General features: G+C 52.2%; 15 protein-coding genes. All 15 read left to right on the top strand.

The features are described from left to right. Positions 1–4: 4 nt before the first annotated feature. The 15 genes from leuC (at position 5) to Q0Y65_RS07245 (ending at position 13435) form a co-directional block, all read left to right on the top strand. Positions 5–1273, top strand: a complete 1269-nt coding sequence (gene leuC / locus Q0Y65_RS07315; protein WP_297958538.1) for a 3-isopropylmalate dehydratase large subunit — start codon at positions 5–7, stop codon at positions 1271–1273. Then, positions 1270–1761 carry a 3-isopropylmalate dehydratase small subunit gene (leuD, locus tag Q0Y65_RS07310; protein ID WP_297958537.1) on the top strand — a complete coding sequence of 164 codons (492 nt, stop codon included), beginning with the start codon at positions 1270–1272 and terminating at the stop codon, positions 1759–1761. The genes leuC and leuD overlap by 4 nt, the downstream gene beginning before the upstream one ends. Positions 1762–1771: 10 nt before the next feature. Continuing rightward, positions 1772–2191, top strand: coding sequence for an NUDIX domain-containing protein (locus Q0Y65_RS07305; RefSeq protein WP_297958535.1), 420 nt, complete (start codon positions 1772–1774; stop codon positions 2189–2191). Further along, complete coding sequence (locus Q0Y65_RS07300) at positions 2188–2676, top strand: GNAT family N-acetyltransferase (protein WP_297958533.1); 489 nt, start codon at positions 2188–2190, stop codon at positions 2674–2676. The genes Q0Y65_RS07305 and Q0Y65_RS07300 overlap by 4 nt, the downstream gene beginning before the upstream one ends. A 22-nt stretch (positions 2677–2698) precedes the next feature. Beyond that, positions 2699–3772, top strand: a complete 1074-nt coding sequence (gene leuB / locus Q0Y65_RS07295; RefSeq protein WP_297958532.1) for a 3-isopropylmalate dehydrogenase — start codon at positions 2699–2701, stop codon at positions 3770–3772. Between the two features lie 131 nt (positions 3773–3903). Further along, positions 3904–4584 (top strand): hypothetical protein, encoded by a 681-nt coding sequence (locus tag Q0Y65_RS07290; protein ID WP_297958530.1) that lies wholly within the window; start codon positions 3904–3906, stop codon positions 4582–4584. A 31-nt stretch (positions 4585–4615) separates the two neighbouring features. After that, complete coding sequence (locus Q0Y65_RS07285) at positions 4616–4993, top strand: RidA family protein (RefSeq protein WP_297958528.1); 378 nt, start codon at positions 4616–4618, stop codon at positions 4991–4993. A gap of 140 nt (positions 4994–5133) precedes the next feature. After that, entirely contained in the window at positions 5134–6066 is a 933-nt protein-coding gene (gene nadA, locus Q0Y65_RS07280) for a quinolinate synthase NadA (RefSeq protein ID WP_297958527.1), read from the top strand. Between the two features lies 1 nt (position 6067). Beyond that, positions 6068–7105 carry a [FeFe] hydrogenase H-cluster radical SAM maturase HydE gene (gene hydE, locus Q0Y65_RS07275; protein WP_297958524.1) on the top strand — a complete coding sequence of 346 codons (1038 nt, stop codon included), beginning with the start codon at positions 6068–6070 and terminating at the stop codon, positions 7103–7105. Between the two features lie 131 nt (positions 7106–7236). Then, entirely contained in the window at positions 7237–8181 is a 945-nt protein-coding gene (locus Q0Y65_RS07270; protein WP_297958522.1) for a hypothetical protein, read from the top strand. 11 nt (positions 8182–8192) lie between these two features. Next, positions 8193–9149, top strand: a complete 957-nt coding sequence (locus tag Q0Y65_RS07265; RefSeq protein ID WP_297958521.1) for a hypothetical protein — start codon at positions 8193–8195, stop codon at positions 9147–9149. Positions 9150–9161: 12 nt separating this feature from the next. Beyond that, complete coding sequence (locus tag Q0Y65_RS07260; protein WP_297958520.1) at positions 9162–10118, top strand: hypothetical protein; 957 nt, start codon at positions 9162–9164, stop codon at positions 10116–10118. Positions 10119–10129: 11 nt separating this feature from the next. Beyond that, entirely contained in the window at positions 10130–11068 is a 939-nt protein-coding gene (locus tag Q0Y65_RS07255) for a hypothetical protein (protein WP_297958518.1), read from the top strand. Between the two features lie 16 nt (positions 11069–11084). Next, complete coding sequence (locus Q0Y65_RS07250; protein WP_297958516.1) at positions 11085–12605, top strand: sialate O-acetylesterase; 1521 nt, start codon at positions 11085–11087, stop codon at positions 12603–12605. A gap of 59 nt (positions 12606–12664) precedes the next feature. Further along, entirely contained in the window at positions 12665–13435 is a 771-nt protein-coding gene (locus Q0Y65_RS07245) for a type III pantothenate kinase (protein WP_297958515.1), read from the top strand. The last annotated feature ends 30 nt before the right edge of the window (positions 13436–13465 follow it).

Raw genomic sequence — 13465 nt, 5'->3', positions numbered from 1 at the left:
AAAAATGGCAATGACAATGACGCAGAAGATACTTGCGGCTCATTCGGGCAGGGAGTCCGTCAGCGCAGGAGAGCTTATCCTGGCTGACCTTGATCTCGTTCTCGGCAACGATATCACCTCTCCCGTAGCTATAAAGGAGTTCGCAAAGCTCGGCAGGGACAGCGTGTTTGACAGAAACAAGATCACAATGGTCATGGATCACTTCGCACCAAATAAGGACATAAAGGCGGCGGAGCAGTGCAAGATGTGCCGTGATTTCTGCGCGGAAAAGGACATCACCCATTTTTACGACGTGGGAGAGATGGGCATAGAACACGCCCTGCTCCCCGAAAAAGGACTTGTCACCGCAGGAAATGTTGTCATCGGCGCAGACTCCCACACCTGTACCTACGGCGCTCTGGGAGCCTTCTCAACAGGCGTAGGCTCTACGGATATGGCCTGCGGCATGGCAACGGGCAAGGCCTGGTTCAAGGTGCCCTCTGCTATAAAAATCGAACTTACAGGCAGTCTACGCAGATATGTTTCGGGCAAGGACGTTATACTCCATCTTATCGGAAAGATCGGCGTTGACGGCGCTCTCTACCGCTCCATGGAGTTCACAGGCGAGGGGCTTGCCTCCCTCACTATGGCAGACCGCCTCTGCATAGCCAATATGGCCATAGAGGCAGGCGCCAAGAACGGCATATTCCAGGTGGACGATATCACTCTCGGTTATATCCGCGAGCACGGCGGCGCAGAGCCCGTCATATACAAAGCTGACGAGGACGCAGACTACGACGAGGTCATAAACATCGACCTCTCGCAGACAGAGCCCACCGTGGCTTTCCCCCACCTCCCCGAAAACGCCAGAACATTCGGTGAAATAGGCGATATCAGAATAGATCAGGTAGTTATCGGCTCCTGCACCAACGGCAGACTTGAGGACCTTATCTCGGCTGCCGAGATAATGAAGGGCAGAAAGGCCGCGAAGAACGTCCGCGTCATAGTTATCCCCGCAACTCAGCAGATATACCTTGACGCAATGGAAATGGGACTTCTCCGCACCTTCATCGAGTTCGGCGCAGTTGTGTCCACACCTACCTGCGGTCCCTGTCTCGGCGGATATATGGGCATACTTGCCGCAGGCGAGAGAGCTCTGACCACCACCAACCGCAATTTCGTGGGACGCATGGGACACCCCGAGTCGGAGGTATACCTTGCCAGCCCTGCAACTGCCGCAGCAAGTGCGATAACAGGCAGGATAACAAGTCCATGGGAGGTAATGGAGATATGAAATACACAGGAAACGTTATAAAATACGGCGACAACGTTGATACCGACGTTATCATACCTGCGCGTTATCTCAACACCAGCGACCACAAGGAGCTTGCCGCCCACTGTATGGAGGATCTGGACAAGACCTTCGTAGCCCGCGTAAAGCAGGGAGATATCATCACCGCAGGCCTGAATTTCGGCTGCGGCTCCTCCCGCGAGCACGCTCCCATAGCCATAAAGGCCAGCGGAGTCTCGCTTGTCATCGCCAAGAGCTTTGCGCGTATATTCTACAGAAACGCCATAAACATAGGCCTTGCCATTGTGGAGTGCCCTGCGGCTGCGGAAGAGATATCCGAGGGAGATACCGTGGAAGCCGACCTTGACAACGGCATTATCCGCAATATCACCACGGGCAGGGAGTACAGAACAGCTCCTTTCCCCGAATTTGTACAGAAGATAATCGAAAACGGCGGACTTATGGAGTCTATTGTGAACGGAGCTTTCTGAGGCGCAGGAAATGACAGCAAAAATAATCGTAAAATGTATCATATACAACCCGAAGCTCAACAGGTTCCTTCTGATAAAGCGCTGTAAAAATGACGATATCGGAGCTGATTCATGGGAGAATGCAGGCGGAAACATCGAAAGCGGCGAAACTCCCGAGGACGCTGTTATGCGCGAGATACAGGAAGAAACAGGCATTACGGATATCAGGATAGGAAATATCGCTTATGTTGCCGTTCTGGAACGGGAGCTCCCCGACCTGCTCATAGTATATCTGTGCGAAACCCCGACAGAAGCCGTAAAGCTGAGCTTTGAACATCAGGAATATGTATGGGCGGACGAACAGCAATGCAGGTCGCTCCTGCCAAAAGCGATAGTCCGCGATTTTGAAAAGAACAGTATATTTGATATCCTGCACCGTATGGAGAAATGAAAATGCAGATCAGAAAATACAATACAGCCGATCTTGAACAGATGATCGCAATATGGAACGAAATAGTTGAGGAGGGCATTGCTTTTCCCCAGGAGGAAACGCTGACCCCACAGACAGGAGAGCAGTTCTTTGCGTCACAGAGCTACTGCGGAATTGCCGCAGACGATAACTCCGAGGTCGTCGGACTGTATATCCTTCACCCCAATAATGTAGGGCGCTGCGGACATATATGCAATGCCAGCTATGCCGTATCCTCCGCCTGCCGCGGACAGCATATCGGCGAAAAGCTCGTAATGGACTGCATACGGCAGGCAAGAGAAACAGGCTTCAGGATATTGCAGTTCAACGCCGTTGTGGAGACCAATATCCACGCAAGACATCTTTACGAGAAGATAGGCTTCAGACAATTAGGTGTGATACCCGGAGGGTTCAGAATGAAGGACGGACACTACGAGAATATCTGCCCGTATTATATAGAATTATGAATCGAAACAGAAAGGCGGTATTATGGAACTTAAAATAGCACTGCTGAAGGGCGACGGCATAGGTCCCGAGATAGTGGACAGCGCCGTTGCCGTTCTTGATAAGATAGCCGATAAATTCGGCCACACATTCGACTTCACACCCTATCTCATAGGCGGCTGCGCCATAGACGAGACAGGTATCCCCCTCCCCCGTGAAACTGTGGAGGGCTGTCTGGCTTCCGACAGCGTTATACTGGGAGCCGTGGGCGGTCCGAAGTGGGACGGCATGGCAGGGGATATGCGCCCCGAAAAGGCTCTGCTGGGCATACGCTCCGCCATGGGACTTTTCACCAACCTCCGCCCTGCGAAGCTATATCCCGCCCTGCGAAACGCCTCTCCCCTGAAGGACGAGATAGTGGGCGACGGCTTCGACCTTCTCATAGTAAGGGAGCTCACAGGGGGCATATACTTCGGCGACCGCGGCTACCGGGAGGGTAAATACGGCACCGAAGCCTTCGACACCGAGGCCTACAGCGTCACCGAAATAGAGCGTATAGGCAAGGTGGCCTTTGAAGCGGCCATGAAGCGCAATAAGCGCCTTTGCAGCATAGACAAGGCAAACGTGCTGGAGTCCTCACGGCTCTGGCGCAGGACCATGCACGAGCTGGCAGAGCAGTACCCCGACGTGGAATACAGGGATATGTTCGTGGACAACGCCGCCATGCAGCTGGTACGCGATCCCAGACAGTTCGACGTAATAGTTACCTCCAATATGTTCGGGGATATACTGTCAGATGAAGCCTCACAGATCACAGGCTCCATAGGTATGCTGGCTTCGGCCTCGCTGGGAGCCTCGAAACGCGGCCTGTATGAGCCCATACACGGCTCCGCCCCGGATATAGCAGGGAAGAATATGGCCAATCCCATAGCCACCATACTCTCGGGAGCAATGATGCTGCGCTACTCCTTCGGCCTTATACAGGAGGCCGAGACCATAGAGAAGGCAGTTGACAGCGTGCTGAATTCAGGCCTGAGAACCGCCGATCTTATGGGCACGGACAAGGGAACTCCCCTCAGCTGCACGGAAATGACGGAGGCTATATTAAAGGTTATATAAACCTAAGCGGAGTTCATATGAACTTCACAGAAAGTTTAATTTTTACTTCTTGACTTTGTGCGGAAAAAATATTATTATAAACTCGTAAAATATTTGCGCAATTAAAACCGCAAAAAATCAGGAGGTATAAAATGAAAAAAGGATTATTGGGACTTTCTGCATTCATCTTTGCAGCAGCGCTTGTGGGGTGCAGCGCTGACAAGGACAAGACCGACGACAAGGACGGCAAGTCTGCAAAGACAGAGGCCACAACAGTAGGCGACACAACTGCCGAAAAGGAAACCGGGTCAGAAACTGACAAGGACTCCGATCCTGCCGATAGCCTTTCCCTCAAGGAGCTGGCAGGTCCCTACCACAAGACAGGCCATATGGCTATGGGCGAATATCCCGACGAGCTTAGCCCCGACAATATCGAGGAGACTCTGAAAAACGACCCCATGACCATATCCGAGGACGGTACTCTCCACTTCTGCGGCAAGGACTACAAGCTCATCGCAGAGGGCATGGACGGAGAGGACACCGTATTCAGCGTTGAGGGAAGCGGCTTCGATATGGATAAATACAAGAAAAGCTCCTTCTCATGCAGCGACAAGGACTATGAGGGACCCTGCATGTTCTTATGCACTGTACAGCATATGACAGTAAATGACGAGGATTACCCTTATACCCAGTATAATGTTTATCTTACCAGCAAGGGCAATGAGTCGTACTTCGGCTACATCTCGGTAGATCAGGGCGAGGCCGACGAAGATGACGACCGGAGCTTTGACGACCGGGACCGGGACGACGAAGAGACCGACGAACAGGCCTGAAGCTGAAAAAAACATCAAGGAGGAAAAAATCATGATAAAGATACACACAGAAAAGGCTCCTGCCGCAGTAGGCCCCTACTCGCAGGCCATAGTTTCAAACGGTATGGTATATACCAGCGGACAGATAGCCATTGACCCAGTTACAAACACTGTAAAAGGCACTACCATTGAGGAGCAGACCGAGCAGGTCATGCAGAACCTGGGAGCTGTTCTCGGCACGGCAGGCTCTTCCTTCGAGAAGGCTGTAAAGACTACCTGCTTTCTTGCGGATATGAACGATTTTGCCGCATTCAACGAGATATACGGCAAGTACTTCACCTCGCTCCCTGCAAGGAGCTGCGTAGCGGTAAAAACACTTCCCAAGGGCGTTCTTGTGGAGGTAGAGGTCATCGCGGAAAGCAGTATCTGACTTATGACATGAAAGCTCTGCTCTTAACGGGCAGGGCTTTTCTTTTTATCTTGCAATATCATCGCATATGTGGTATAATTGATAAAATGGGTAAATTATAGTTTTGCGCAGCTAATCTTGATTTGCGAAAGGAGATCATTATGACAGTACGTGAATTACAGGAAAATATACTAAAGCTCAAAAAGGAAACAAATACCGCTATCCTCGCCCACTGCTACCAGGCAAGGGAGATCTGCGAGATAGCCGACTTCGTAGGCGACAGCTACAAGCTCAGCGTTGACGCCAAGAATATCTCACAGGAGAACATCCTCTTCTGCGGCGTTCACTTCATGGCCGAGACCGCTAAAATGCTCTCCCCTCAGAAGCGTGTATTTCTCTCCAACAAGAATGCAGGCTGTCCCATGGCAGAGCAGATGGACAAGGACCTGATAGGCGCTGTCCGCTCACAGGATCCCACACGCACTGTTGTGGCCTATATAAATACCACGGCTTCACTGAAAACAGTATGCGACGTCTGTGTTACCTCGTCAAGCGCCCTGCGTATCGTAAAGGCTCTTGAAAATGACAGGATACTCTTCATTCCCGACTGCAATCTGGGAGACTATATAAAGAGACAGTGCCCCGAAAAGGATATAAAGCTCCTTCAGGGCGGCTGCCCCACTCACGCAAGGATAACTCCCAAGGAGGTACTGGCTGCAAAGGAGGAGCACCCCGGCGCTCTGTTCCTTGTACACCCCGAATGTACTCCAAAGGTGGTAGAGCTGGCTGACTATGTGGGCTCCACCACGGGCATAATGGACTACGCAAAGAAGTCAGACAGCAAGGAATTCATCATCGGCACGGAGAACTCCATCGTGGAGCATTTACAGTACGACTGCCCCGAAAAGAAGTTCTACCCCGTAAGCCGCGACCTTGTCTGTCATAACATGAAGCTCACCACGCTTCCCGACGTATACAATACCCTTGTGGGCATAGGCGGCGGAAACGGCGACGCCTTTGAGATACTCATGGACGACGAGCTCATCGCACAGGCAAAAAAATGTATAGACGAAATGATAAGGCTGGGCGGCTGATATGACGGAAACAGTCGAAAAGCTTTACAATACGGGCGACCTTCCCGACGGAGAGCTGAAAGCCCTCATAGAGACCGATGACGAAGCCGCCGCGGAGCTCCTCCGCAGATATGCCGACGAGACAAGGCAGAAAAACTACGGCAAAAAGGTGTTCCTCAGAGGCCTCATAGAGGTGTCCAGCTATTGCAGGAACGACTGCCTTTACTGCGGTATCCGCCGCAGCAACAGGGACGCGGAGCGCTACCGCCTGTCCCGCGAGGATATACTAAGCTGCTGCGAAAACGGCTACGGACTGGGCTTCCGCACCTTTGTCATGCAGGGCGGCGAGGACAGCTTCTTCACCGACGACTTCATGTGCTCAGTCATATCCGAGATAAAGGAAAAATACCCCGACTGTGCAGTCACACTATCACTCGGCGAGCGCTCCTTCGAGAGCTACAGGCGCATGAGAGAGGCAGGCGCCGACAGATACCTGCTCCGCCACGAGGCTGCGGCAGACGAGCTTTACAGGAAGCTCCACCCCGAGGAAATGAGCCTTGCAAACAGAAAGGAATGTCTTTTCGCCCTGAAGGAGCTTGGCTATCAGGTGGGCGCAGGCTTCATGGTGGGAGCTCCCTTCCAGACCGCGGAGCATATCATTGCAGACCTGCGGTTCTTGCAGGAGCTCCAGCCACAGATGATAGGCATAGGCCCATTCGTGCCCCATCACAACACTCCCTTTGCGGAGGAAAAGGGCGGAACTCTCGGCCTTACGCTGAGACTTCTGGGTATACTGAGACTGATGTTCCCGAAGGTGCTGCTGCCTGCCACAACTGCACTGGGCACTATCGCACCAAACGGCAGGGAGCTGGGACTCCGGACGGGCTGCAACGTTGTAATGCCCAATCTGTCGCCTGTAAGGGTAAGAAAGAAATACGACCTTTACGACAATAAGATATGCACAGGCGAGGAGGCTGCGGAATGCCGCGGCTGCCTGCAAAGAAGAATAGAGTCCGCAGGCTACGAGATAGCCTCGGAGCGCGGAGACTGCATAGGATAAATCAATATTCAGCTTCGCTGTATACGGTCATTTACAATACCCCCCGCGCCTGCGGACGGCCAATGGCCGTCCCTACAGATATAAATTATGGTTTATTTCAAGAAAAAACGTTATATAAGGAGAATAAAAACATGAGAGTACGTTTTCACCTTCCCGATTTTTCAGGGAACTACAAGCTTAATCTCCTCTTTGCGGAAATGCTGAAGCACCGTCCCGAATTCTTCCGCGAGGGCGTTGAGATAGCTTCATTCTACGGCGTTTTCCCGCCCTCCATATGGAACGGCGGCAGAACTCAGGGCGGCGTCTGTGACAAGAACTTTGTCAGGAGCGTCATAAAGTCCTTCAACGAGAGAGGCATACCCCTGCGTTTTACCTTCACCAATCCCGCGCTGGAAAAAAAGCACCTCAGCGACCAGTTCTGCAATATGGTGCTGAATATGGCCAACAACGGTCTCAACGAGGCCATTGTCATGTCACCCCTCCTCGAGGACTATATCCGCAGGAATTTCCCCGATTACAAGCTGACCAGCTCCACCTGCAAGCGCCTGGATACTCTGGAAGGCCTTCTGGCAGAGCTGGACAAGGATTACCATATAGTGGTCATGGACTACGACCTGAACAATCGCTTCGACCTGCTGGAGCAGATACCCATGGAAAAGAGAGCAAAGATAGAGTTCCTTTCCAATGCCTGCTGCGAGCCCGGATGTCCCAGGCGTTCAGCCCATTATCACTCCATAGGCGTCCAGCAGATAGCCTATAACGAGCATATCAGGAAGTACCCCAATCTGCCCTTCAACGTCGAGAAGTACGATCCCGACCACTTCCGCGACTGTCCCTTCTCCCAGAGAGGCATATTTGAGATAAGAAATCTCCGCACACATATCTCCCCCGAGGATATCTGGGAGAAATATGTGCCTATGGGCTTCGAGCAGTTCAAGATAGAGGGAAGGACTGCAAGCCCCATAAATGTACTGGAAACATATATGTATTACATGGCAAAGCCCGAGTGCCGCGACGAGGCAAGGTTCACCCTGCTGAAGTCCATGGAGAACTCAGGTGCGCTGTCATTCAAGTAAGGAGGATTTTCATGCGAGTAAGATTTCATCTCCCCGATTTTACGGAGCATTTCCGCTTCAATCTGGTTTTTGCACATATGCTGAAGAACCGCCCCGATTACTTCCGCGAGGGCGTTGAGATAGCCTCATTCTACGGAGCCTTCCCCCCTTCTATCTGGAACGGCGGAAGAACTATCGGCGGGCAGTGCGACGACAGCTTTATAAAGGGCGTCGTAAAGACCTTCAACGATCTGGGCATACCCCTGAGATTTACATTTACCAATCCCGTGCTGAAGGAGGAGCATCTCTACGATCCCTTCTGCAACAAGGTCATGCAGCTTGCCAACAACGGCTTCAACGAGGTAATAGTCAATTCTCCCCTGCTGGAGGACTATATCCGCAAGACCTATCCCGATTACAAGCTGACCAGCTCCACCTGCAAGCGTCTGGACACCGCAGACGGCTTCCTTGAGGAACTGAAAAAGGACTATCACATCGTGGTTATGGACTACGACCTGAACAATAAGTTCGATATACTTGAAAGAGTACCCGTGGAGGACAGACCCCGCATAGAGTTCCTGTCAAATGCCTGCTGCAACCCGAAATGTCCCAACCGCAAGCTGGAATACGACCTCATCGGCGAGCAGATGATATACTACAACAAGCACCTGAAGGAGCACCCCGAGCTTCCCTTTGACATCAACGACTATACAGAGCGCAATGTCAACAAGCTCATAAACTGCCACTGCCGTCAGCGCACACTCTACGAGATAAAGGATCTGCCCACACATATCTCTCCCGACGCTATCTGGAACAAGTACGCCCCCATGGGCTTCGAGCAGTTCAAGATAGAGGGAAGAACGGCAGGCAATCTCTACCTCATAGATATCTATATGTACTACATGACAAAGCCCGAATGCCGCGACGAGGCGAGAATGATGTTCTTCTACAACCTCGATTCAAACGGCGTTATACAGTACGAAAGCTAAGGAGGTCCTATCATGAGAGCAAGATTTCATCTTCCGGGACTTACAAAGAATTTCTCCTTCAACTACATCTTCGCACATATGATGAAGAACTGTCCCGATTACTTCCGCGAGGGCGCAGAGATAGCCTCATTCTACGGCACCTTCCCCCCTGCGGTATGGAACGGCGGACGCTCGGTTACGGGCAGATGCGACGAGAGCTTCATAAAGCAGGTGATCGGCGCCTACAACGGTCTGGGCATACCCGTCAGATTTACCTTCACCAACCCCTGCATAACCGACGAGATGCTGAAAGACCCCTTCTGCAACAGGATACTTGAGCTGGCCTACAACGACCTCAACGAGGTGATCGTCAATTCCCCCCTGCTGGAGGACTATATCCGCGACAAGTACCCCAATTACAAGCTGACAAGCTCCACCTGCAAGCGCCTTGACACCATCGACGGCCCCATAGGCGAGCTGAGCAAGGATTACCATATAGTGGTTCTGGACTACGACCTGAACAATCAGTTCGACCTGCTGGAAAAGATCCCGCGGGAGGAAAGAGGCAGATGCGAGATCCTCTGCAACACCCTGTGCAACCCCAAGTGCAAAATGCGTAAGGAGCATTACAGGCTCATCGGCGAGTATTCCATCGCATACAACGAATATGTCAACAGCGGCAAAACCACTCCCTTCAACATTGACGACTATTACAAGGTGAACGAGAATAACGTCATAAACTGCGGCTGCTTCACAAGGAACGCCTACGATATCAGGAAGCTCCCCACCCATGTGAGCCCCGACGATATCTGGAACAAGTACTTACCCATGGGCTTTGAGCAGTTCAAGCTGGAGGGCAGAACGGCAGGAAGGATATTCCTCACCGAGAACCACCTCTACTACATGGTCAAGCCCGAATGCCGCGACGAGGCGCGTCTCATGCTCCTCTACAATCTGGAGCGCAACGGCGTTATCCGCGTTGACAAATAAGAGGTAGGACTATGAAAGCAAGATTCCATCTCCCGGGCATAGCCACTCATTTCAGGTTCAACCTCATATTCGCCACCGTGCTGGAGCAGTACCCCCAGTACTTCCGCGATATAGAGATAGCCTCCTTTTACGGAGCCTTCCCCCAGTCCATATGGAACGGCGGCAGGACTCAGGAGGGACTTTGCGACAAGAATGACGTCAAAGCGGTGCTGAAGGCCTTCAACGACAAGGGCATACCCGTAAGGTTTACCTTTACAAACCCTGCGCTGGAAAAGAAGCACCTCAACGACAAATTCTGCAATATGGTCATGAGCCTGGCAAACAACGGCCTCAACGAGGTCATAGTGGTATCGCCGATACTGGAGGAGTATATAAGGAAATACTATCCCGATTTCAAAATAACCAGCTCCACCTGCAAGCGCCTTGACGACGGCGAAAGACTTGCCCGGGAGCTTGAAAAGGACTACAATATCGTGGTGGTGGACTACGACCTGAACAATAAGTTCGATATACTTGAAAAGCTTCCCCACAAGGAGAAGTGCGAGTTCCTGGTCAACTCAAACTGCCGCCCCGCCTGTCCCAACAGGAAGCAGCATTACTACAATGTGGGCGTTCAGCAGATAAACTATGCCAACCATATGCGCAAGTACCCAAATCAGCCCTATGATCCCATAATCTTCGGCGACGGCGCCAATCAGAACTGCCCCTTCTTCACCAGAAACCTCTTTGAGATAAGAGACCTTAGCACCAACATAAAGCCCGATGATATCCGGGACAAGTACCTGCCCATGGGCTTTAACCAGTTCAAGATCGAGGGCAGGACAGCCTGGCTGTTCAACCTGATAGAGACCTATGTCTACTATATGGCAAAGCCCGAATATGCAGATATAGCAAGATACACACTCATCGACTTCTGTCATGAGAACAACGTCCTTACAGTCAATGAATAAAAGGAGATAAGATACTATGAAAGCTGCTGCTGTTTTCAGCGATAACATGGTGCTCCAGCGAGGCAGGAACGTCCGCATATTCGGCACCTGTACAGACAACGAGAAGATAATAACGGTAACTGTACGCGCAGATGACCTTACGGTATCCGCACGCGCCGTCATAAAGGACGGCCGATGGGAGGCTGTGCTGCCGCCTATGAAGGAGTGCAGCGAATGCAGCCTTGAGATATGCTGCGGCGCCATAAAGAAAGTGTTCCGCAATGTGGCCATAGGCGAGGTATGGCTGGCAGGAGGCCAGTCAAATATGGAGTATGAGCTCCGCAACGACAAGAACAGCGTCCGCGAGCTGGTAAGCTGCTCAGAGGAGAACGTAAGATTCTACTATACCCCCAAATGCACCATGGCCGAGGAAGTGGCCGAAGCCGAAAGGGGTACCTGCTGGAGTCTTCCCTCGGCAGACAATTCCGCTTCATGGTCGGCTGTGGGCTATTACTTCGCAAAGGAGCTCAGCCGCAGACTTGGCGTCACTGTGGGCATCATCGGCTGCAACTGGGGCGGCACCTCCGCCTCTGCATGGATGAGCCGCGAATACCTTGAACAGGACAGCCGCCTGCGCCCCTATACCGACGAATACGACAAGGCGACCGAGGGCAGGTCCCGCGAGGAAATGATAGCCGAGTACGACGAGTACGTCTCCTATCAGGCAGGCTGGGACAAGCGTGTGGCTCAGTGCTACGCCGAACAGCCCGATATCAAATGGGACAGGGTACTGGAAAAATGCGGCGAGAACCGCTATCCGGGCCCTATGGGCATAAAGAACCCCTTGCGTCCCTGCGGCCTCTACGAGACCATGGTCAGCCGCATATCACCCTATACTCTCCGCGGAGTGCTCTGGTATCAGGGCGAATCCGACGAGCACCGCCCCCGCACCTACGGGCATCTGCTGAAAGCTCTTATCGAAAACTGGCGCAGGGACTGGAAGGACGACGAGCTGGCCTTCATGATAGTACAGCTCCCCATGTTCAGATACGAGGATGTCCCCGACGATATGAGCTGGGCATATATCCGCGAGGCTCAGGAGAAGGTGTTCCGCACCGTGAAGAATACAGGTCTTGCGGTATGTCTGGACTGCGGCGAATTCAACAATATCCACCCCGTTTCAAAGGAGCCCGTAGGTCACAGACTGTACCTTCAGGCCATGAGCGAGGTCTACTCACAGATGAGCAGAGGAGAATCCCTGCCCCCTATGTACGACAGCTTCGAGGTGAAAGACGGCACCATGCTCATACACCTTGAAAACTGCGAAAGAGGCCTTGGCGGCAAGGACGAGAACTGCCTTGAGGGCTTCGAGATCGCAGGAGCGGACGTAGTTTACCACCCTGCAAGGGCTAAGGTGGCTCTGCCATATATTGAGCTCAGCTGCGACGAGGTGCCCTGTCCTGCCGCAGCACGGTTCAAGTGGACAAACTATGCCGATGTGGGGCTTTTCGGCGTCAACGGACTGCCGCTGCCGCCCTTCCGCACCGAAAAAGACTGAATCTGCGGGCTGAAAAAGCGCCTGCGGTCAGCTGAATAATATATAAAAGGAGTTTTAATATGCTTTTAGCAGTAGATATCGGTAATACAAATATAGTTTTCGGCTGCGTCGATGATAATGACAAGGTAGTCCTCTTTGAGAGGATAAGCACCGATCATAACGCCACAGCTGCCGAATATGCCGTACTCATCAAGACCATACTTGAAATGAACAGCTTCGACCTGTCGGATATACACGACGCCATAATGTCATCGGTAGTTCCCTCGGTGACCGCAACGGTAAAAGAGGCCATACGCAAGCTCTTCGGCGTTGAGGTCATGCTGGCAGGCCCCGGAGTAAAAACAGGCCTGAATATACTCATAGACAACCCCGCTCAGCTGGGAAGCGATCAGGCTGTTGACGCAGTTGCTGCCATAAATCAGTATCCCGTGCCCCTTATCATCATAGATATGGGCACAGCCACAACCCTTTCCGTTGTGGACAGCAGCAAGAATTACCGCGGCGGCCTTATCCTCACAGGCATGAAGGTGGCAGCAGACGCCCTTACCGCAAGGACAGCGCAGCTCCCCAAGGTAAACTTTGAGGTTCCTTCCCACGTTATCGGCACAAACACCGTAGACTGCCTGAAAAGCGGCATACTCTACTCCAACGCCAGCGCTCTGGACGGCATAATCGACCGTATAGAGGACGAGCTGGGCGAGAAGTGTACCGCAGTAGCTACAGGCGGACTTTCCGAGCTGGTAGTCCCCCTTTGCAGGAGAGAGATAATCCTCGACAATAACCTTCTCATCAAGGGTCTGGCTATCATATACAAAAAGAACAGGAAGTAAAAGCAAAGCTCCTCAGATGTTCATGTCTGA

It is taken from the genome of uncultured Ruminococcus sp., assembly GCF_947301925.1.
Lineage (GTDB): Bacteria > Bacillota > Clostridia > Oscillospirales > Ruminococcaceae > Ruminococcus.
This window is presented reverse-complemented; position numbering and strand designations above follow the sequence as displayed.

Bases quoted from the DNA above. Each gene is read 5' to 3' on its own strand.
- Q0Y65_RS07265 (WP_297958521.1), top strand. From the start codon at position 8,193: ATGCGAGTAAGATTTCATCTCCCCGATTTTACGGAGCATTTCCGCTTC.
- Q0Y65_RS07290 (WP_297958530.1), top strand. From the start codon at position 3,904: ATGAAAAAAGGATTATTGGGACTTTCTGCATTCATCTTTGCAGCAGCG.
- Q0Y65_RS07255 (WP_297958518.1), top strand. From the start codon at position 10,130: ATGAAAGCAAGATTCCATCTCCCGGGCATAGCCACTCATTTCAGGTTC.
- Q0Y65_RS07300 (WP_297958533.1), top strand. From the start codon at position 2,188: ATGAAAATGCAGATCAGAAAATACAATACAGCCGATCTTGAACAGATG.
- nadA (WP_297958527.1), top strand. From the start codon at position 5,134: ATGACAGTACGTGAATTACAGGAAAATATACTAAAGCTCAAAAAGGAA.
- Q0Y65_RS07305 (WP_297958535.1), top strand. From the start codon at position 1,772: ATGACAGCAAAAATAATCGTAAAATGTATCATATACAACCCGAAGCTC.
- Q0Y65_RS07250 (WP_297958516.1), top strand. From the start codon at position 11,085: ATGAAAGCTGCTGCTGTTTTCAGCGATAACATGGTGCTCCAGCGAGGC.
- hydE (WP_297958524.1), top strand. From the start codon at position 6,068: ATGACGGAAACAGTCGAAAAGCTTTACAATACGGGCGACCTTCCCGAC.
- leuD (WP_297958537.1), top strand. From the start codon at position 1,270: ATGAAATACACAGGAAACGTTATAAAATACGGCGACAACGTTGATACC.
- Q0Y65_RS07285 (WP_297958528.1), top strand. From the start codon at position 4,616: ATGATAAAGATACACACAGAAAAGGCTCCTGCCGCAGTAGGCCCCTAC.
- leuC (WP_297958538.1), top strand. From the start codon at position 5: ATGGCAATGACAATGACGCAGAAGATACTTGCGGCTCATTCGGGCAGG.
- leuB (WP_297958532.1), top strand. From the start codon at position 2,699: ATGGAACTTAAAATAGCACTGCTGAAGGGCGACGGCATAGGTCCCGAG.
- Q0Y65_RS07245 (WP_297958515.1), top strand. From the start codon at position 12,665: ATGCTTTTAGCAGTAGATATCGGTAATACAAATATAGTTTTCGGCTGC.
- Q0Y65_RS07270 (WP_297958522.1), top strand. From the start codon at position 7,237: ATGAGAGTACGTTTTCACCTTCCCGATTTTTCAGGGAACTACAAGCTT.
- Q0Y65_RS07260 (WP_297958520.1), top strand. From the start codon at position 9,162: ATGAGAGCAAGATTTCATCTTCCGGGACTTACAAAGAATTTCTCCTTC.